Origin of the sequence: Nonomuraea mesophila, from assembly GCF_004352805.1 — a bacterium.
Lineage (GTDB): Bacteria > Actinomycetota > Actinomycetes > Streptosporangiales > Streptosporangiaceae > Nonomuraea > Nonomuraea longispora.
The window spans coordinates 15178-33902 of sequence record NZ_SMLD01000053.1 but is presented as its reverse complement, the minus strand read 5'-3'; the positions used below and the strand labels follow the sequence as shown (position 1 = coordinate 33902).

The following is an 18725-nucleotide window of genomic DNA, read 5'->3' as shown; positions in this document are numbered from 1 at the left end:
AGCCGCGTTCGCCGGTCAATCGCCTGGGGCCGCCCCGCGTTCTAGGCGAGCGACGCCTCCAGGGCGTGATCGAGGTCCTTGATCAGCGCGTCGGCGGGCTCCAGCCCGACCGAGAGCCGGACGAGGCCGACGGGGATGCCCATGGTGGCGCGTACGCTCTCCTCGGTGGAGAGGGCGGGTGCGTTCACGAGACTCTCGAAGCCACCCCACGACACCCCGATCCTGAAATGTCGCAACTTATCGAGGAACGCCGCGACCTCCTGGCGGGACTCCGTGTTCAGCACCAGGCTGAACAGGCTGGAGAACCCCGACATCTGCCGCAGCGCGATCGCGTGCCCGGGATGCGACGGCAGGCCCGGATGGTGCACCGCCCGGACGGCCGGATGCCCCTCCAGGAAGCCCGCCACCGCCAGCCCCCGCTCCTGGTGCGCCGCCATCCGCACCGGCAGCGTGCGCAGCCCCTTGATCACCTTGGCCGCGTCGTGCGGCGACATGGCGGCGCCGTAGAGCTGGTACTCGGTCAGCGCCAGCGGCCGGACCAGGCGCGACGGCCCTGCCACGACGCCTCCCACCAGGTCGCTGTGCCCGCCCACGTATTTCGACAGAGAGTGCACCACCAGGTCGACGCCCATGGTCAGCGGCTTCTGGAAGATCGGCGTGGACCAGGTGTTGTCCATCACGCTCACCAGCCCCCGCTCCCGCGCCCACGCCGCCACCTCCGCGATGTCGACCACGGCGTAGGCCATGTAGGACGGCGACTCGAAGTAGAGTAGGCGCGTGCTCGACCTGATAGCGCTGTCACATCCCGCGAGGTCGTCGACGTGCGTATGCGTGACCCCGAACTTCTCCAGATAGCGCAGGAACTGCGTGGTCGGCCCGTAGACCGCGCCCAGCACCAGCACGTGGTCGCCCGCCGACACGAGCGACGAGATCGTCGCCGAGATGGCCCCCATGCCCGAGCCGAAGCACTTGGCCCGCTCTCCCCGCTCCAGCGCGGCCAGCTTACGCTGAGCGAGATCGACCGTCGGGTTGGTCCCCCGCCAGTAGACATAGCGCTCGTCCTCGTTCCTGACCGCCTCGCCGAGCTCCTCCGCCGTCGCGAACGCGAACAACGAGTTCTCGAACACCGGCGGGTTGACCGCGCCCAGCATCCACGGCTCGTCCTCACCCAACCGGCCACAGATCCATTCGTCATCCATGGGGGCACACTATGACAACGAGGAAACGGGCCGAGGAGCCCCGCCCGCGCACGAGCACGCGCAAGCCGACCATGGCCGACGTCGCCAGGCACGCGGGCGTGAGCCTCAAGACCGTTTCCCGCGTCGTCAACCAGGAGCCGCACGTCAGGGCGTCGCTGCGGCAGCGGGTGCAGACCTCCATCAGCACGCTCGGCTACCGCCGCAACGAGGCCGCCGCCCGCCTGGCCAGAGGCGCCACCATGCTGACGCTCGGGCTGGTGATGGAGAACATCTCCAACGAGTTCTACTCCCGCCTGGCCGCCGCCGTCGAGGCCGCCTCGGCCGAGCACGAGGCGCTCGTCGTGTTCGGCTCGTACGAGGAGAGCCCCGACAAGGAGCGCATGCTGATCGAGTCGATGTACACCCGCGGCGTCGACTCCCTCATCGTCGTCCCGTCGGCGGCCGACCACGGCTGGCTGGCCGAGCACGCGAGCCTCACCACGGTCTTCGTCGACCGCGTGCCCTTAGGCCTGGAGGCGGCCGACGTCGTCATGCTCGACGACGTGCGCGGCGGCCGGGCCGCGACCGGGCACCTGCTCGCCGGCGGACACCGGCGGATCGCGCTGATCTCCGACGACGACGGCGTCAGCTCCGTGCACGACCGCGCCGACGGCTACCGGCAGGCGCTGCGCGCCGCCGGGGTGCCGGCCGACGACGCGCTCGTGGTGCGGGGGGTGTTCGACCCGCCGCGGGTGTCGTACGAGGTGGGCAGGCTGCTCGACCTGGCCGACCCGCCCACGGCCTTCTTCGCCACCAACAACCGGGCCGCGATCGGCATCCTGCACGCGCTGCGCGAGCGGCCCGAGCGGCCCGCGTACGTGGGGTTCGACGACTTCGCGCTGGCCGGCGTCTTCAACCCGGGGGTGACGGTGGTCCGCTACGACGTCGCCCACCTGGCCCGCAGCGCCGTCGAGCTCCTGCTCCACCCGGCGAGGGCGCCCCGCAGGGTCAAGGTGCCGGTGGAACTGGTCGCCAGGGGCTCCGGCGAGCTCCCGCCCCCATGACCCCCTCCTTCACGAGGAGCGCGGCCGCCAGTCGCCGCGGTCGAGGTCGAGGGCCTCGGGCGTGTGCAGCCTGACCATCGTCCTGGCCACGCCGAGCGGCACCCGGTCCGGGGTCAGGAACGACACCGACACCATCACGGCGAACGCGATCGGCACCGTCCAGGCGGCCGGCTGGGCCAGCAGCGCCCCCGCCGGCCCCTCGAACGGCCCGGCGACGATCGTGACGAGCACCGCCGCGCACGCCAGCCCGCCGCCCACGAACAGCCCGGCCAGCGCCCCCGTGGTGCTCAGCCGCCGCCACCAGATGCCGAGCACGAGCAGCGGGCAGAACGACGAGGCCGCCACCGCGAAGGCCAGCCCCACCACGTCCGCGACGGGCAGCGCCCGCGCCCACAACGCCAGGGCCAGCGGCACGGTCACCGCCATCAGGGTGGCGATCCTGAACGACCGGACCCCGCCCTTGAGCAGGTCCTGCGCGATCACGCCCGCCACGGACACGGTCAGCCCGGACGACGTGGACAGGAAGGCCGCGAACGCCCCGGCCGTGACGAGCGCCGTCAGCACGTCGCCCAGCGTGCCCCCGACCATGCGCGAGGGCAGCGTCAGCACGACCGCGTCCGTACGCACCAGGTCGGGCGCGTAGATGCGGCCCAGCCACCCGTACACGGCGGGCAGCAGGTAGAAGGCGCCGAGCAGGGTCAGCACCACCAGCGTCGTGCGGCGCGCGGCTCGCCCGTCGGGGTTGGTGTAGAACCGCACGAGCACGTGCGGCAGCCCCATGGTGCCCAAGAAGGTGGCCAGGATCAGCGAGTACGTCGTGTAGACCCCGTACTCCTTGCCGCCGCCCAGCGGCACCTGCCAGGTGGCCTCGTCCAGCGCGGTCACCCCGGGCGCTCCGTCGGCCTGCCAGGCCATCAGCAGGAAGACCAGCGGCACGGCCAGTGCGGTCAGCTTGAGCCAGTACTGGAAGGCCTGCACGAACGTGATGGACCGCATGCCGCCCGACAGGACGTTCACCGCGACGACGCCCGCGACCAGCAGCCCGCCGGCCCACACGGGCGCGCCGGTGATGGTCCGCAGCACCAGGCCGGCGCTCTGGAACTGCGGCATCAGGTAGAGCCCGCCGATCAGCACGACGAGCACGCTCGCGGTGCGGCGCACGGTCATCGACTCGAGCCTGGCCTCGGCGAAGTCCGGCAGCGTGTACGCCCCCGAGCGCCGCAGCGGCGCCGACACCAGCACCAGCAGCACCAGGTAGCCCCCGGTCCAGCCGACGGGCAGCCAGAGCATGTCCACGCCGAACGACAGGATGAGCCCGGCGATGCCCAGGAAGGAGGCCGCCGACAGGTACTCGCCGCCGATGGCGGAGGCGTTCCAGAGCGGGCTGACCGTGCGGGAGGCGACGTAGAAGTCGGAGGTGGTGCGCGAGACCCTGATCCCGAACGCACCGATGAGGATGGCCGCGACCACGACCACCAGCACCGCCGTCAGGCTCATGCGCGTGGCTCCGCCCCGGAGAAGTCCCTGCTCACCGGCGTTCGACCAGTTCGGAGAAGTGGCGTTCGTTGCGCTCGGCCTGGCGCACGTACAACCATGCGCCGACGACGAAGGCGGGGTAGATCAGCCCCGCGAGCACCGCCCACGCGAGGGGCACGCCCAGCAGGCGCACCTCGCCCAGGTCGGGCATCAGCAGGAACAGCAGCGGCAGCCCGCCGATCACGCAGGCCAGCACCGTGCACACGAACAGCGCCAGCCTGAACTGGGTGCGCAGCAGCGAGCGCATGTAGACCTCGCCGAGCCGGGTCTGCTCGTCGATCTCCCGGGTGGCCGGGTAGCGGGGCCGGCGGGCGGCGGTGGTGCGCGGGCTCGTCACGGTGATCCGCCGCGAGGTGGCCTCCCGCGACAGGGGCGTCCTGCGGCTCGGACGGGGCTCGTGGCGGCGCGCCTCGATCCGGCGGGGCTCCTGGCGGCGTGGCTCCTGGCTCAATCGGGCCTGCCTTTCCTCGCGCGGCGTACCAGCAGGTCGCGCAGCTCGCGCGTGTGGCGGCGGCTCACCGGGATCTCGGTGTCGCCGACCCGGACCGTGCACTTGCCCGAGTCGATGTGCAGTTCCTCGATGTGCTTGACGGCCACCAGGTGACTGCGGTGCACCCGCATGAACCCGGCCGAGGCCCACCGTTCCTCCAGGGTGGCCAGCGGGATGCGCACCAGGTGGCTGCCCCCGGCCGTGTGCAGCCGCGCGTAGTCGCCTTGCGCCTCCACGTAGATGACGTCGGCGCTGGACACGAAACGGGTGACCCCGCCCAGTTCGACCGGGATCGTGTCCGTCTCACCGCCTTCCACGGGCACGTCGGCCGAGACCGCGACACGTCTGATCGCCTCGGCCAGCCGTTCGGGTCTGACGGGCTTGAGCAGGTAGTCCTCCGCCTTGATCTCGAACGCGTCCACCGCGTGTTCCTCGTACGCCGTCACGAACACCACGCGCGGCGGGTTCGCGAACTGCGACAGCAGCCGCCCGAGCACCACGCCGTCGAGACCGCGCATCCGGATGTCGAGGAACACCGCGTCGATCGGCCTGCCGTCGGCGATGGCCCGGTCGAGCAGGCGCAGCGCCGCCGCGCCGTCCCGCGCGGTCGCCACCTCGCCGATGCGGGGATCGGCGCGGAGCAGGTAGGACAGGTCTTCGAGGGCCGGCAGTTCGTCATCGACCGCGAGGACCCGTAGTTGTGCCATAGACAGTGATAAAACCGACAAGAAAGATCGAGGTCAACGGGCAGAGACGCCTGGGTGATATTTCGGCAACCTGATGTTGACCTTGGTGCCCGCGCCGGCGCCCGTCTCGACGGACAGGCCGTAGTCGTCGCCGTACACGTGGCGAAGCCGCTCGTCCACGTTCGCCAGGCCGACGCCGCCTTTGGGAGCGACGTCACCTGCGAGGATGCGGCGCAGCCTGTCGGGGTCCATGCCGAGCCCGTCGTCCTCGACGCTGATGCGGCACTCGGCGCCGGCGTCCTCGGCGATGATCGTGATGCGGCCGACGCCGTTGCGGCTCTCCAGGCCGTGCCTGACGGCGTTCTCGACCAGCGGCTGCAGGCACAGGAACGGCACCGCGACCGGCAGCACCTCGGGCGCGATGCGGAGCGTGACCTGGAGCTGGTCGCCGAACCTGGCCCGCTCCAGGATCAGGTAGCGGTCGATCGAGCGCAGCTCCTCCGCGAGCGTGGTGAACTCGCCGTGCCGGCGGAAGGAGTAGCGGGTGAAGTCGGCGAACTCCAGCAGCAGTTCCCTGGCCCGCTCCGGGTCGGTGCGGACGAAGGAGGCGATCGTGGTCAGGGAGTTGTAGATGAAGTGCGGGGAGATCTGCGCCCGCAGCGCCCGCACCTCGGCCTCCATGAGCAGCGTGCGCGAGCGGTCCAGCTCGGCCAGCTCCAGCTGCGAGTCGACCCAGCCGGCCACCTCCTGCGCGGCCCTGACCAGCCCGGCCGAGGCGCTCTGCCCGTAGGCGGCCAGCGCGCCGACCACGCGGTCGTCGGTCGTGAGCGGCACGACCACGGCCTGCCGGATCGGGCATTCGAGCAGGTCGCACTCGATGGTCAGCACCTGGGTGCGGCCGTCCTGCAGGGTCGCCTCGGCGTGCTCGAAAGCCACGTCGGCGTGGTGGTCGTCGCCGGCGCCGTCGTACACCAGCAGCCGCTCGCTGTCGGTGATCGCGACGGCGGCGGAGCCGAGCAGGGCCCGCAGGTGCCGGGAGGCGCGCTCGGCTCCGTCGGCGGTCAGCCCGGCCCGCAGCGGCGGCCCCGCCAGGGAGGCGGTGTGCAGGGTCTCGAACGTGGCGCGCTCCGCCGGGCTGGTGCCGAGTTCCCTGCGGCCCCGCATGACCCGCCACAACACGATCGCGGGCACGCTGACGAGCACGGCCACGACGGCGACCCCGACGAGGTACTCCACGCGGCCTGAGCTTAACGGGTGCGTCGCAGGGCGGTGGCGATCGCGTCGGCGTAGGAGACGGCCTCGTCGGCGGAGGCGTATTTCGTACGTGGCCAGAAGAAGCCCCGCAGGCCGTCCTTCTTGGTGCGCGGCACCACGTGCACGTGCAGGTGGGCCACGCTCTGGCTGACGCGGTTGTTCATCGCCACGAACGTGCCGCCGGCCTCCAGGCCGTCCTCCACCGCCCGCGCCACGGCCTGCACCCGCTCGAAGAACGGGCCGACGTCGGCGAGGTCGGTGAGGGTCTCGACGTGGGCTCTCGGCACGACCAGCACGTGTCCCTTGAAGACGGGCCGGGCGTCGAGGAAGGAGACGGCCACGTCGTCGGAGTGCACGATGTGGGCCGGTCGCTCGCCCGCGACGATCTCGCAGAACAGGTCGGCGCTCACCGGCCGGCCCGGTCCGCGAACGCCGTCCAGCTCGTCATGTTGGGGCCCGACCACTCGGCGGGCGCGCGCAGGAACCGCTCCCCCACCCGCTCGCTCAGCCGCCGCGGCACCTCGCTCACCTTGGCGCCCCTGCAGTGGTAGACCAGCCCGCCGCCGCGCTGCCCCATCGCCATCCACGGCAACCACGGCGAGACGCGGCACCAGGAGAACACGCACGGCACGCCGGGAGCGCCGGAGTCGAGGTCCTTCGCCGCGACGAAGAACTGGAACAACTCCATCGCGCGGTACGTGTCGCTCGCGGAGTTGTCGGGGTGGTCGGCGACCTTGAGCGGCGAGGGGTAGGCCAGCCGGACGTCGACGTTGTAGACGAGCTGGTCGCCGAGGCGGGTCACGGGCACCGGATAGGCGCCGAGCCGCTGGTTGACCGGGTCGTTGAAGACGTGCTGCACCTCGACCGCCCGCCCGGTCAGCGGGTTGTCCCAGGTGCCGAGCACCTCACGGGTCCGCGGGTCGAGGTAGAGCGCGGCCTCCCTGGTCAGCAGCTGCCAGCCGCCGTCGGCCTCGACCGCCCTGGCCACGTTGAGCCCCTCGAACCCGAACAGGTGGTGCGGGCCGTCGTCGTCCTGCCACCCGTAGACGTCGCCGGTCCAGTAGGAGATCGTCTCCGCCCCGTCGGCGGACGCGCGCACCCGGATGAAATCCATGATCTGGAGCTTATCCGGTCCTTTTCGCGACAGGGTGTTGCTATGTTGGGGACATGGTGTCGCTAACCGAGCGGACCCGGCAGAGCTGGCTTCCCCTCATCGTGCTCGGCGTCGGCATGTCGATGATCATCATCGACGCGACGATCGTGAACGTGGCCGTACCCACGATCATGGACGAACTCAAGCTGGCGGCCACCGACGTCGAGTGGGTCAACTCGATCTACTCGCTGTCGTTCGCCGCCCTGCTCATCCCGCTCAGCCGCATGGGCGACGCGCGCGGCCGGCGCAGGACGTTCGTCATCGGGCTGATCGTGTTCCTGGCCGCCAGCATGCTGGCCGCGGCGGCGACCAGCGGCGCGCTCCTCATCGGAGCGCGGGTGCTGCAGGGCGTGGGCGCCTCCATGGTGGTGCCGATGACCCTCGCGATCATCAACGCGCTCTACACCGGCCCGCGCAGGACCATCGCGTTCGCCGTGTGGGGTTCCATCATCGGCGGCATGGCCGCGCTCGGGCCGCTGCTCGGCGGCTGGGTCGTGACCGACTTCGGGTGGCGCTGGGCGTTCTGGGTGAACCTGCCGATCGGCCTGCTCGTCCTGCTCGGCACGGTCAAGGTCCCCGAGTCGAAGGACCCGGGCGCGGGCGGCTCCGACGTGCCCGGCGTGCTGCTGTCGGTGCTCGGCACGTCGGCGCTCGTGTTCGGGCTGATCGAGGGCCAGCGCTACGGCTGGTTCACGCCGACGGGCGACCCCGGCTCCGCCTGGCCCTTCGACGGGCTGTCGCCCATCCCGTTCGCGTTGGGGCTGGCCGCGTGCTCCCTCGTCGCGTTCGTCCTGGTCGAGCGGGCCAGAGCCAGGGCCGGCCGCCCGGTCGTCCTGGACCTGTCGCTGTTCGCCATCCCCTCCTTCAGGTACGGCGGCGCCGCCGCGATGATCATCACGCTGGGCGAGTTCGGCCTCATCCTCGTGCTGCCGCTGTTCCTGCAGACGGCCATCGGGTTCAGCGCGTTCACGACCGGGCTGATCATCGCCTCGCTGGCGGCCGGGACGTTCCTGGCCGGCGGCATCGTGCCCAAGCTGCCGCTGGCCCCGCGCCTCATCGTCCGGCTGGGGCTGACGCTGGAAGCGGCCGCCGCCATCGCGATCGGCCTGGCCGTCTCCCCCTCGCTCGGCCCGTGGACCCTGGTGCCGTGGCTCGTCACGTACGGCGTCGGCGTGGGGTTCGCCTCCGCCCAGCTGCCGAACGTGATGCTGGCCGAGGTGCCCGCGCACCAGTCGGGCGTGGCCTCGGGGCTGCAGAGCACGATCCGCCAGCTCGGCGCCGCCATCGGCATCGCGGTGCTCGGTTCCGTGCTCGTCACCGGGCTCGGCTCGGCCATGGCCGAGCGCCTGCCTCACGAGCCGGCGCTGGCGCGGACCGTACGCGAGAGCGGCGGCGCCGCCATCCCGGGCATCAGGAACCCCGCGCAGCACGACGCGGCCGTCGCCGCCGCGGCCGACGCCACCCGCCGGGTGACCGTCGTCACCGGGATCGTGCTGTTCGCGGGCGTCGGCGCCACCCTGCTGCTGCCCGATACTGGAGGCAGGCGTCGCGAGGAGGAGTGAGTACGGTGCCGAGGATCAGCGCGGCGACGGTTGCCGACCATCGGGCGGGCCGGCGAGCGGCCCTGCTGGAGGCCGCCATGGAGATCCTCGTGGCCGAGGGCCCGTCGCGGCTGACCCCGGCGGCCGTCGGAGCGCGCGTGGGGCTGGCCCGCTCCAGCGTCTACCGCTACTTCTCCTCGACCTCCGACATCCTCGCCCAGCTCGTCGAGGACGCCATCCCGCGCTGGACCACCAGGCTCGAGAAGGCCGTGTCGCGGGCGAGCGGCCTGGAGGGACAGGTGCGCGCTTTCGGGGAGGTGACGATGTCGTTCGTGACGAGCTCCGACTACGCCCTGCTGCGCGCCCTGTCCGCCGTCGACCTGCCGCCTCCCTGCCAGGAACGCCTCGACCGGCTCCACGAGACCATGATCGCGCCACTGCGCTCCGTCCTGGCCGACGCCGGCCACGACCAGCCCGACCTGGTCGCCCACCTCGGGTGGAGCATCCTCGGCGAGGCCCAGCGCCGGATCGCGGCGGGTGCCGACGCCGGCACGACCACCGCCACCACCATCACGGTCCTGGGCCGGGCCCTGCTGCCCTGACCGCCGGCGCGTCCCCCGCCACCGTGACCGGACCCGCGGCCGCTTGCCCGAACCACACCGTGGCCGGGCCTGCGACCGCGTACTCACATCTTCCTGAACCACCGCGGCCGGGTCGCCTGCTGCCGGGCCCGCCGCTTCATCATCATCCTGCGCACCATGAAGCCGAGCACGGCGCCGAGGGCGGCGACGAGCAGCACGGGTCGTCTCCTCGCCTGCGCGGCGACGTCCTTGGCATGCTCGGGGGTGCTTTCGCGAGCCTTGCCCGCGACGTCAGAAGCCCTGCCCCGCACCGTCTCGGCGGCGCGGCCCGCCCTGCCCTTGGCCGTCTCCGCCACGTGACCCGCCCTGCCCTTGGCCGTCTCCGCCACGTGACCCGCCTTACCCTTGGCCGTCCGCGCGGCGTGGCTCGCCCTGGACTTCACGTCGGCCTTGCCCGCCAGCGCGCTGACGGTCTCGCCCAGGTTTCTACGGGTCCGCTGGATGTCCTCGCGCACGTCGTCCTCTTCCCCGACGTCCGCCCCGCCCTCGCCCCTCAGCGACTCCTCCTCGGTCCGCTGGTTGCGCGCGGCCTCGGACCGCTCGTCGGCGACGGGGGCTTCGGGGATGAAGGTCTCGTGTTCCTCGCGGGCGGCCTCGGCCTGCCTCGCGTTCTCCGCCGCGCCCGGCCGCGTCGGGGGCACGTTGACGGACTCGCGCTCCGTCGACGTGCCCACGGTCGCCCTGTGCGCGCCGACGTCTCCTGCGTGCTGCTGCCCGGTGTATCCGGGATCGGTCTCGCTCATCGTCGTGCCTTCTCCTTGACCATGTCGATATCGGCTCTGACGCTCGCGAGGGTTTCCCTCGGCACCGGCGGGGCGGCGCGTTTCACCTGCTTCCTGCCGGTCAGGCCGAGTACGGCGGCGACGATGAACAGGACCACCGCGACGATCACGGCGGCCACCCAGCCGGGCATGACCAGGGCGAGCAGCATGATGACGGCGGCCACGAGCGCGCCACCGCCGAACAACGCGACCACGCCCGCCGCGCCGAACAGCCCCGCGCCGAACCCCGCGTGCTTGCCCTTCTCCTGGAGCTCCATCCTGGCCAGCCGCAGTTCGTCCCTGACCAGTCTGGAGACCTGCTCGGAGAGGTCGTTGACCAGCTTGTGGGTGTCGTTCACGACGATCGCCTCCTCCGCTGCGGAAGGCGACTACCCAGACAACCGGCCTTCTATCACGCGCTGAAGCGCGCGAAGCTAGCGCCTGGCGGCCTTGAGGACGAAGCGCAGGACCGACACCACGGGGTCGTTCTTGTCGGTCTCGCACCAGTTGCGAGGCTGCTTCGGCTTGCTCCACGGGGACGGGAGCTCGCACGAGGGAGCCTGCGGCTTGGGACGCTCGCACCACGATCCGGGAGGGTTCATACCTTTCATGCTACGCGGCCGGTCAGCTCCCGGCGTGCGCAGCGGCGGTAACCTGCCAGGGTGCGGGTACACGGAGTGTGGGCAGGCGACGGGCTCGCCTTCTGGGCCGAGACCACGGACACCGACGCTCCTTTCCCGCCGGGCCCCGCCCATCCGAGTGGGCAGGCGGGCCGTGGTGGTGGAGGGGGCCGGGGTGCGGGAGTGCGCCCGCATCCGTACGCTCCGGCCGCGTGCGTGGTCGCCGCCGCCCTCGGGCTCGACGAGCCGCCGTCACGGACACTCGAACTGCTTCTGCCCGGCTCGGCCAAGGAACCCCTGCCGTCGCCGGAGACCGGGCGGCCGACGGAGGTGACCAGGCCCCGGCTGCGGCTGTGGCAGGTCCCCGCCGTGGTGCCGCCCCCCGCCACGGCTCTGCGGGTGCTGGACGGGCACACGGGCACCGCGACGTTGCGCCACTGGGCCGCCGTGGCCGCCTTCGCCCGCGACCTGGTACGCCGGGGGCGCGTCATCCCCCAGCTCGTCGTCGCTCACGGCACGGCCCGGGCGGTGTGGTGGCCGGTGGTGACAGGGGTGGATGCCGGATATTTCCGGGAGCTTGCGCTGGCGATGCCGCCCGCCTGCCGCACCTCCCGTACCGAACGCCCCTCCACGGACGTCCAGCGCGAGGCGCTCCAAACGTTCACCGACGCACTCGTCAGGCGCGCGCTCACCCAACCCCACCCTGAACCGGCCGCCGATCCGGTCACCCGAACGGCCCCCGAGACGGTTTCCGCCCGCCGGGGCACGCCGCGCGAGCGGTGGCTGGCGGCGCTGACCGGTGACGACCCGGCCTGTCCCGACGTGCCCGAGCTGCGCCGCGAGCTGGAGAAGTGGTACGACGCCGTGACGACGGCGGAGGGCGCGGCCCGTGTGTGCTTCCGCCTGATCGAACCCGCCTCCCCCGACGACGACGCCGACCTCACCCCCGACGACAGCGCCCATGACAGCGCCGGCGACAGCGCCGGCGACAGGGGCGGCGGGTGGCGGGTGGACCTGGCGTTGCAGGCCGCCGACGACCCCAGCCTGTACGTCCCCGCCGCCACCGTCTGGAGCGAAGGCGCGCTGACCGGTCTGCCCGGGAGACCGGAACGGGAGCTGCTGGCCGGGCTGGGACGGGCGGTCAGGCTCTATCCCGAGCTGGACCGCGCCCTGCGCCTCCCCCAGCCGAGCGAGCTCACCTTGGACACCGCGGGCGCGTTCGGGTTCCTCAGGCAGGCGGCGCCGCTGTTGCAGGCGGCCGGGTTCGGGGTGCAGCTGCCGCGCTGGGCGGGCCGTACGAGGCTGGGGCTGAAGCTCACCACGAGGACCAAGGCGCAGACGGCGGCCGCGGCGCAGGGGTTCGGGATGCGGGAGCTGGTCGGCTTCCGCATCGACCTGGCGGTGGGCGACGAGACGATCAGCGAGGCGGAGCTGGAGGAGCTGGCCCGGCTCAAGGTGCCACTGGTACGGGTGCGCGGCCAGTGGGTGGAGCTGGACGACCGGCAGCTCAAGGCGGCGCTCAAGGCCGTCGAGGGCGCCCGTACGGGTGAGGCGAGCGCCGCCGACCTGCTGCGCCACGTCGTGCAGGCCGACGACGATGAGCTGCCGCTGCTGGAGGTCGACGCCGACGGCGTGCTGGGTGACCTGCTGTCCGGGCAGGCCGAGCGGCGGCTGAGGCCGCTGGCCACCCCGGCGGGCCTGGACGCCACCCTGAGGCCCTACCAGGAACGGGGCCTGGCCTGGCTGAGTTTCCTGTCGGAGCTGGGCCTGGGCGGCGTGCTGGCCGACGACATGGGCCTGGGCAAGACGATCACCACGCTGGCGCTGCTCGTGCACGAGCGGGCGCAGACCCCGACGTTGCTGGTGTGCCCGATGTCGCTGATCGGCAACTGGCAGCGGGAGGCGGCCAAGTTCGCGCCGGGCCTGCGCGTGTACGTGCACCACGGTAGCGGCCGCGACGCCACGGAGATCGAGCACGCCGATCTGGTGATCACCACGTACGGCACCGCCCAGCGCGACCTCGAGACGCTGCGGCGCCACGAGTGGCGCAGGGTGGTGTGCGACGAGGCGCAGGCGATCAAGAACAGCGGGACGTTGCAGGCCAGGGCGGTACGGTCGATCCCCACGGGCACCCGGCTGGCGCTGACGGGCACCCCGGTCGAGAACCATCTCGCCGAGCTCTGGTCGATCATGGAGTTCGCCAACCCGGGCCTGCTGGGGCCGCGCGCACGGTTCAGGACGAGGTTCCAGGAGCCGATCGAGGCGCGGCAGGACGAGCAGGCCGCCAGGGCGCTGCGGCGGGCGACGGGTCCGTTCATCCTCCGCCGCCTCAAGACCGATAGATCCATCATCTCGGATCTGCCGGAGAAGCTGGAGATCAAGGAGTGGTGCCCGCTCACCACGGAGCAGGCCACCCTCTACCAGGCGGTCGTCGACGACATGCTGGCCAGGATCGACGACAGCGAGGGCATCGAGCGGCGCGGCCTGGTGCTCTCGGCCATGGCCAGGCTCAAGCAGGTCTGCAACCATCCGGCCCACCTGCTCAAGGACGGCTCACGCCTGTCGGGCAGGTCGGGCAAGCTGGCCCGCCTGGAGCAGTTGTCCGAGGAGATCCTGGCGGAGGGCGAGAAGGCGCTGCTCTTCACGCAGTACGCCGAGTTCGGCACCATGCTCCAGCCGTACCTCGCCCAGCGCCTCGACGCGACCGTCCTGTGGCTGCATGGCGGGCTGCCGAAGAAGACCCGTGATCGCCTGGTCGACCGGTTCCAGAACGACGACGAGCCGATGTTGTTCGTGTTGTCGCTCAAGGCGGCCGGCGTCGGGCTCAACCTCACCGCCGCCAGTCACGTCGTCCACGTCGACCGCTGGTGGAACCCGGCCGTCGAGGACCAGGCCACCGACCGCGCGTTCCGCATCGGGCAGCGCAGGAACGTACAGGTGCGCAAGCTGATCTGCGCAGGCACCCTCGAAGAACGGGTCGACCAGATGATCGAGCGTAAGAAGGCCCTGGCCGAGCGGGTGGTCGGGGCCGGCGAGGACTGGCTCACCGACCTGTCCACCGACGAACTGCGCGAGGTGTTCAGGCTGACCACGGAGGGGGTGAGCTGACCATGGCCTGGTACGACGGCGCCCAGCCGATCCGGGTCGAGGGCGGTATCAAGGCCCGCACACGGCGGGGCAGCATCGGCTCGACGTGGTGGTCACGGCGCTTCATCGACATCCTGGAGCGCGTCTGCGACAAGGGACGGCTCTCGCGCGGCCGCGCCTATGCCCGCCAGGGTCAGGTCCTGTCGATCGACCTGGCGGCCGGGGAGACGCGGGCCGCCGTGCAGGGTTCGCGGCGCGACCCGTACGAGGTCGTGATCAGGATCGAGGCGTACGGCGAGCCGCGCTGGGCCGCCGTCGAGGAGGCGATCGCGGCGCAGGCCGTGCACCGGGCCAAGCTGCTGGCCGGGGAGATGCCGGCGGAGATCGAGGAGGTGTTCGCCGGGCTCGGGATCGACCTGTTCCCGCGTGAGCTCGACATGGAGTGCTCGTGCCCCGACTGGGGTTTCCCGTGCAAACACCTGTCGGCGGTGCTCTATCTGCTGGCCGAGTCGTTCGACGACGACCCGTTCCTGGTGCTGGCCTGGCGCGGGCGGACCCGCGAGCAGCTGCTCGGCTCGCTGGCGGAGGATCCGTCCGGGGATGCGCTGCGCGTGGACGACGTGCCGTTCGCCGACCGGCCGGCCGACTTCTACGCGCCCGGCGCGACGGCCCACCGCCCCGAGCGGCGCCCATCCGCCGTCACCCCCGACCTCCTCCTGCGCGTCTTCCCGCCGCCCGCCGGCCTGGCGGAAGCGCTGGAGCCCGCCTACCGGCGCCTGGACGACGCCTAGACGCCTGGAGCGTGCCGCGGCCCAGAGCCGGCCCAGAGCCGGCCCAGAGCCGGCCCAGAGCCGGCCCAGGGGCGCTCAGTTGTCCTCGAACGAGGACGGCACCATGACGCGCACCCCGTTGGGGACCACCCGCAGCCTGATGGGCGTGCGCAGCCGCACCTCGCCGTCGACGTCGGCGGCCATCGGCGGCTCGGTCTCCAGGAGCATCTCGCGGCCCGTCACGAACGGGCCCCCGGCGAGGCTGCGCCAGCGCCCGGTGGTCGCCCGGAGCAGGGTCTCGCCCAGCAGGCGCAGCTTCTTGCCCGACCCGAGCTGGTAGGCCACCAGCATGCCGTTGTCGATGCTGATGTCCTTGGCGACCTGCCAGCCGCCGTGGAAGCGGCCGTTGGCGATGTTGAGCTGGTGGGTGAGCAGCTCGTGCCGCTGCCCCTCGACGGTGATGAAGGCGCGGAACGGCGTGTGGCCCGGCAGGATCGTCAGCGCCGTCAGCGGATAGGCGGGCCGCCCGACGATGCGCTTGAGCCACGGCTTGACCCTGCCCGCCACCTCGACCGACACCCCGAAGCTGGCCAGGTTGGCGAACGGCCGGTCGTCGGCCAGGCCGAGGTCGATGTCGGCCACCTTGCCGGTCTCGAACACCTTGATCGCCCCGGCCAGGTCGAGAGGGAGGCCGAGGCTGCGGGCGAAGTTGTTGGTGGTGCCCAGCGGCAGCACGCCGAGCGCCACGTCGCGGTGGGCGACGTGGCGCACCGCCGAGGAGAGCGTGCCGTCACCGCCGCCCACGATGAGCAGGTCCGGCTCGGTGGCCAGGGCGGTGTCGAGCAGCTCGCGCAGCCGCTTGGGGTTGTAGACCGACAGCTCGGCCAGCGGCTCGAACCCGAGGTTGTGGATCTGCTCGATCACCTCGAAGTAGTGCCGCCGGCCACGGCGCGAGCGAGTGTTCACCACGACCGCCACCCGGCGATCTTTCCGGATCGCCTCGGTGTGCTCGTCCTTGGTGCGCAGTTCGGTCATGGTCATCAATCGTAAGTGCAGAAACCGCTACCTTCGGCCGCCGGAAGCGGGCGGCCGAAGGTAGCGCGAGCCCCTTGGGAGGGGCCGGCCGCGCGGAAGGCGGCCGGCCCCTCGGGGTCACTTCTTCGGCGGGACCACCCGGACGATGGCGCCCAGGTTGCCCGGCAGCGGAGTGAGCAGCTGGAACTGCACGCCCAGCGCCTTGCCCTCGTCACCGGGGTTGCCGGTGCCGAGCACCGAGCCCGCGGCCACCTGGCCGTACAGCTCGGTGGCGGGGGCGCCGTCCTGGTGCACCACGCGCGTGCTGTACGTCTGGTCGTCCTTCGACGGCACGACCGCGGAGGCGTCGAAGTCGCGGTAGTACAGCGCGTCGTCGATCTGCTCGATGCCGGGGTACCAGGTCTTGGCGTCGGTGAAGGTCTTGACGCCCTTCTGCGCCTTGAAGTCGGTGCAGTACTCGCTGAACGGCTCGTCCGCCGCCTCCAGGCACTCCTTGAACGGGTACGTCTTGCGGAAGCCGAACGCGGCGTTCGAGGTCTGGGCGCGGCCCGGGAGGTTCTTGTTGAGCGTCGGGTCCTTCTCGGCCGCCGTTCCCGTACGGCGCAGCGGCTCGTAGTGGGAGTCCACGACCAGCAGACTGCCCTTCGGGCCGAGGCTCGGCGGGCCCGTGATGTCGGCGGTCACGTGGTTGTTGACGTAGGTCGAGTCGCGGTACCAGACCAGCAGCCCGGGGGCGTTGTACTTGATCTTCTGCACCTTCCACGCCCCGTCACGGGAGTAGTCGGTGTCGTAGGTGTACTGCAGGCCCTTGTCGAACCCGTCGAAGTTGCGCCACTCGGCCAGGTAGAAGCGGGAGACCTCGCGCTCACCGTTGTTGCGGGTCCAGCCCTGGCCGCTGGTGTTGGTGAACGTGCCGCCCGTGGCCTGCCAGCCGTTGTCGCCGCCCTCGACGTCGTCGCTCCACACGGACGTGCCGCCGTTGGTGAGCTCGAAGTCGTCGGCGTGCCAGCCGCGCGGCATGAACGCCGCGTCGGTGTTGTACGTCAGCCGCAGCTTGATCGTCTGCCCGGCGAACGGCGTCAGGTTGACGTAGTCGTGCCGCCAGCCGTCGGTGTTGCCGGTGATGCCGTACTTCTTGTTGCCGAACGTCGCGAGGTTCTTGTTCGGGTCCGGGTAGTCGTCCGGCGTGGTGATCTCGTTGCCGGCCTCGTCGAAGACCTTCTGCTGGGCCCAGGTCTCGCCGCCGTCGGTGGAGATCTCGACGAAGCCGAAGTCCCAGTCGGACTCGATCTCGTAGTTGTTCCACATCCAGAAGCGCACGTCGTCGCCTTCGGGCACGGGCACGTCGCGGGTGAGGCCGATGTTGCCCCACTCCTGGTCCAGGCCGGTCCACCAGGCGTTCGATCCGCTGTGCGGCTCGATCATCTTCAGCGGCGACGAGGTGAGGTTGACCCGGACGCCGTCCGCGGTCAGCTTGGGCGTGCGCGAGGTCTGGCCGACGGTGACGAGCTTGGCGCGGTCACCGGGGTCGAACGTCTTCGGGTTCGCCCAGCCGAGCACCCACTTGTCCCACAGTCCCATGTGGGTGGGCATGGACTGGAAGATCGGGCCGGAGTGGGAGCCGCTGGACATCAGGTCCCAGAAGTCCACGGCCGAGCTGCCCGCTCCGGAGGTGTCGTACAGGTCGGGCAGGCCGAGGTCGTGGCCGTACTCGTGGGCGAAGACGCCGACGCCGGAGTCCTCGGGCTGCACGATGTAGTTGGAGATCTTCTTGTCGGTGCCGGGGACGGTGTAGCCGCCGGCGACCGCGCTGGAGTGGGCCCAGATGGCGTAGGTGCCCTCGGCGCCGCCGTCGGACGACTTGTCCTTGCCGGCGTGCACCAGCACCAGGTGGTCGATGACGCCGTCGGGCTCCTGGAAGTCGCCGTCGCCGTCGGCGTCGGAGACGTCCTCCACGTCGTAGTCGGCCCAGGGGAAGTCCGGCTGGGCCTGGACGAGCGCGTTGACCGAGTCGACCGGGAGCTGCTGGGCGCCGAGCTGGTTGTCGGGGTGCCCGGACATGTCCTGGGGTGCGCCGCCGCAGGCCGCGGCGCCGTACCAGGCCTCGGAGTGGGGGACCTTGACCCAGCCGACCGCTTCACCGGTGACGGAGTAGGCGCCCTTCGACATCTCCTCGTACATCTTCTTCATCGTGTGACCGGAGATGTCGATGCCGGGCTTGCCGTCGCGGGGGTCCTTCAGGTCGGGGCGGACCCGCTCGGTGATGCCCTTGTCCGTGTAGAGCATCTTGTTGAAGTGCTGGGTGCTGAAGTCCTTGACCCAGAAGGAGTTGTTGTCCTTGTGCGGCAGCGTCGCCGGGTCGGGGATGTTGTTGTGCAGGGGGCCGTTCAGCAGCGTTCCGGCCGGCTCGACGACGCAGTCGTCCGGGGCGCTGCCGACCGTGCGCAGCCGGTTGAATCCGGAGAAGTCGTCGTTGGCCTGCTCGTTGAACTCGACGAGGATCGTCAGGAGCTTGGCCGTACGGGTCTGCTTGGTCTTCTTGAAGATCCATTCAGCGGGGTTGAGGCCGGTTCTGATGGCCTCCTTCTCGCGTGCGACGAGAATGCGGCCGGCCGCCGGGTTTCCGCTGCTGAACTTCCTGTCGAACTTCTGCGCCGGCGTGAGCGAGCGCGCCTTCGGATCGTTGAGCTTGGGCTCCTTCGGGTCCTCAGCGACCCTGGGCGGAGCGTAGTTGATGTAGAAGTCCGAGGCTGCGGGCTCGTAGACCGCCACCGACGACGCTTGCGCGGAAGGAACGGTCAGGGCGGCGCCGAGAAGGGCGACCGCGGGAAGCGTTGCTAACAGGCGCTTTGTACGTGGCACCAGGAACCCTTTCTGCCCGGGGTCGCCGGGCGCATGGCCAGAGGGTG

The 18725-nt window shown here is 71.4% G+C and carries 17 protein-coding genes; 5 read left to right on the top strand and 12 right to left on the bottom strand.

The genetic code is table 11. The annotated features are described in order from the left end of the window. Window positions 1-41: 41 nt before the first annotated feature. Window positions 42-1199 (bottom strand): trans-sulfuration enzyme family protein, encoded by a 1158-nt coding sequence (locus E1295_RS21000; protein ID WP_132632030.1) that lies wholly within the window; start codon window positions 1197-1199, stop codon window positions 42-44. 11 nt (window positions 1200-1210) lie between these two features. On the opposite strand from E1295_RS21000, the gene E1295_RS20995 reads away from it, so the two are divergent. Then, the gene (locus E1295_RS20995; protein ID WP_132632029.1) at window positions 1211-2242 is read left to right on the top strand and encodes a LacI family DNA-binding transcriptional regulator; all 1032 of its coding nucleotides are present in this window, start codon (window positions 1211-1213) and stop codon (window positions 2240-2242) included. A gap of 9 nt (window positions 2243-2251) precedes the next feature. On the opposite strand, the gene E1295_RS20990 is transcribed toward E1295_RS20995, so the two are convergent. Genes E1295_RS20990 through E1295_RS20965 form a run of 6 tightly spaced genes read right to left on the bottom strand, consistent with a single transcriptional unit; the run spans window position 2252 to window position 7322 of the window. Further along, on the bottom strand, window positions 2252-3739 hold the full coding sequence (locus E1295_RS20990; RefSeq protein ID WP_132632028.1) for a sodium/solute symporter: 1488 nt from the start codon (window positions 3737-3739) through the stop codon (window positions 2252-2254). Window positions 3740-3770: 31 nt separating this feature from the next. Next, on the bottom strand, window positions 3771-4229 hold the full coding sequence (locus tag E1295_RS20985; protein ID WP_246080177.1) for a DUF485 domain-containing protein: 459 nt from the start codon (window positions 4227-4229) through the stop codon (window positions 3771-3773). Beyond that, a complete protein-coding gene (locus E1295_RS20980; RefSeq protein ID WP_132632027.1) occupies window positions 4226-4975 on the bottom strand; it encodes a LytR/AlgR family response regulator transcription factor in 750 nt (249 codons plus the stop codon). The genes E1295_RS20985 and E1295_RS20980 overlap by 4 nt, the downstream gene beginning before the upstream one ends. A gap of 33 nt (window positions 4976-5008) precedes the next feature. Beyond that, complete coding sequence (locus E1295_RS20975; protein ID WP_132632026.1) at window positions 5009-6190, bottom strand: sensor histidine kinase; 1182 nt, start codon at window positions 6188-6190, stop codon at window positions 5009-5011. Window positions 6191-6201: 11 nt separating this feature from the next. Further along, window positions 6202-6618 (bottom strand): HIT family protein, encoded by a 417-nt coding sequence (locus E1295_RS20970; protein ID WP_132632025.1) that lies wholly within the window; start codon window positions 6616-6618, stop codon window positions 6202-6204. After that, window positions 6615-7322, bottom strand: coding sequence for a DUF1838 family protein (locus E1295_RS20965; protein ID WP_132632024.1), 708 nt, complete (start codon window positions 7320-7322; stop codon window positions 6615-6617). Before E1295_RS20965 ends, E1295_RS20970 begins: the two co-directional genes overlap by 4 nt. 53 nt (window positions 7323-7375) lie before the next feature. Between E1295_RS20965 and E1295_RS20960 the strand changes: the two genes are divergently transcribed. Continuing rightward, a complete protein-coding gene (locus E1295_RS20960; RefSeq protein WP_132632023.1) occupies window positions 7376-8923 on the top strand; it encodes an MFS transporter in 1548 nt (515 codons plus the stop codon). Window positions 8924-8928: 5 nt separating this feature from the next. Next, a complete protein-coding gene (locus tag E1295_RS20955; protein WP_132632022.1) occupies window positions 8929-9504 on the top strand; it encodes a TetR/AcrR family transcriptional regulator in 576 nt (191 codons plus the stop codon). Window positions 9505-9587: 83 nt separating this feature from the next. Here E1295_RS20955 and E1295_RS20950 read toward each other — a convergent pair whose 3' ends face one another. The 3 genes from E1295_RS20950 to E1295_RS48850 all read right to left on the bottom strand — a co-directional run bounded on the left by E1295_RS20950 (window position 9588) and on the right by E1295_RS48850 (window position 10906). Beyond that, window positions 9588-10286: a DUF3618 domain-containing protein gene (locus tag E1295_RS20950; RefSeq protein ID WP_132632021.1), complete on the bottom strand. Its 699-nt coding sequence runs from the start codon at window positions 10284-10286 to the stop codon at window positions 9588-9590. Beyond that, entirely contained in the window at window positions 10283-10663 is a 381-nt protein-coding gene (locus E1295_RS20945) for a phage holin family protein (RefSeq protein ID WP_132632020.1), read from the bottom strand. The genes E1295_RS20950 and E1295_RS20945 overlap by 4 nt, the downstream gene beginning before the upstream one ends. Window positions 10664-10738: 75 nt before the next feature. Continuing rightward, window positions 10739-10906 carry a hypothetical protein gene (locus E1295_RS48850; protein WP_166427334.1) on the bottom strand — a complete coding sequence of 56 codons (168 nt, stop codon included), beginning with the start codon at window positions 10904-10906 and terminating at the stop codon, window positions 10739-10741. Window positions 10907-10966: 60 nt separating this feature from the next. Here E1295_RS48850 and E1295_RS20940 point away from each other — a divergent pair, with 60 nt between their 5' ends. Both E1295_RS20940 and E1295_RS20935 read left to right on the top strand, forming a co-directional pair. After that, complete coding sequence (locus tag E1295_RS20940; RefSeq protein ID WP_132632019.1) at window positions 10967-14032, top strand: DEAD/DEAH box helicase; 3066 nt, start codon at window positions 10967-10969, stop codon at window positions 14030-14032. 2 nt (window positions 14033-14034) lie between these two features. Continuing rightward, on the top strand, window positions 14035-14802 hold the full coding sequence (locus tag E1295_RS20935) for an SWIM zinc finger family protein (RefSeq protein WP_132632018.1): 768 nt from the start codon (window positions 14035-14037) through the stop codon (window positions 14800-14802). A gap of 75 nt (window positions 14803-14877) precedes the next feature. Here the strand turns inward: E1295_RS20935 and E1295_RS20930 are convergent, their stop codons facing one another. Together E1295_RS20930 and E1295_RS20925 are read right to left on the bottom strand one after the other, a co-directional pair. Next, on the bottom strand, window positions 14878-15816 hold the full coding sequence (locus E1295_RS20930; RefSeq protein WP_132632017.1) for a diacylglycerol/lipid kinase family protein: 939 nt from the start codon (window positions 15814-15816) through the stop codon (window positions 14878-14880). 117 nt (window positions 15817-15933) lie between these two features. Further along, entirely contained in the window at window positions 15934-18678 is a 2745-nt protein-coding gene (locus E1295_RS20925) for an immune inhibitor A domain-containing protein (protein ID WP_246080175.1), read from the bottom strand. Window positions 18679-18725 lie beyond the last annotated feature (47 nt).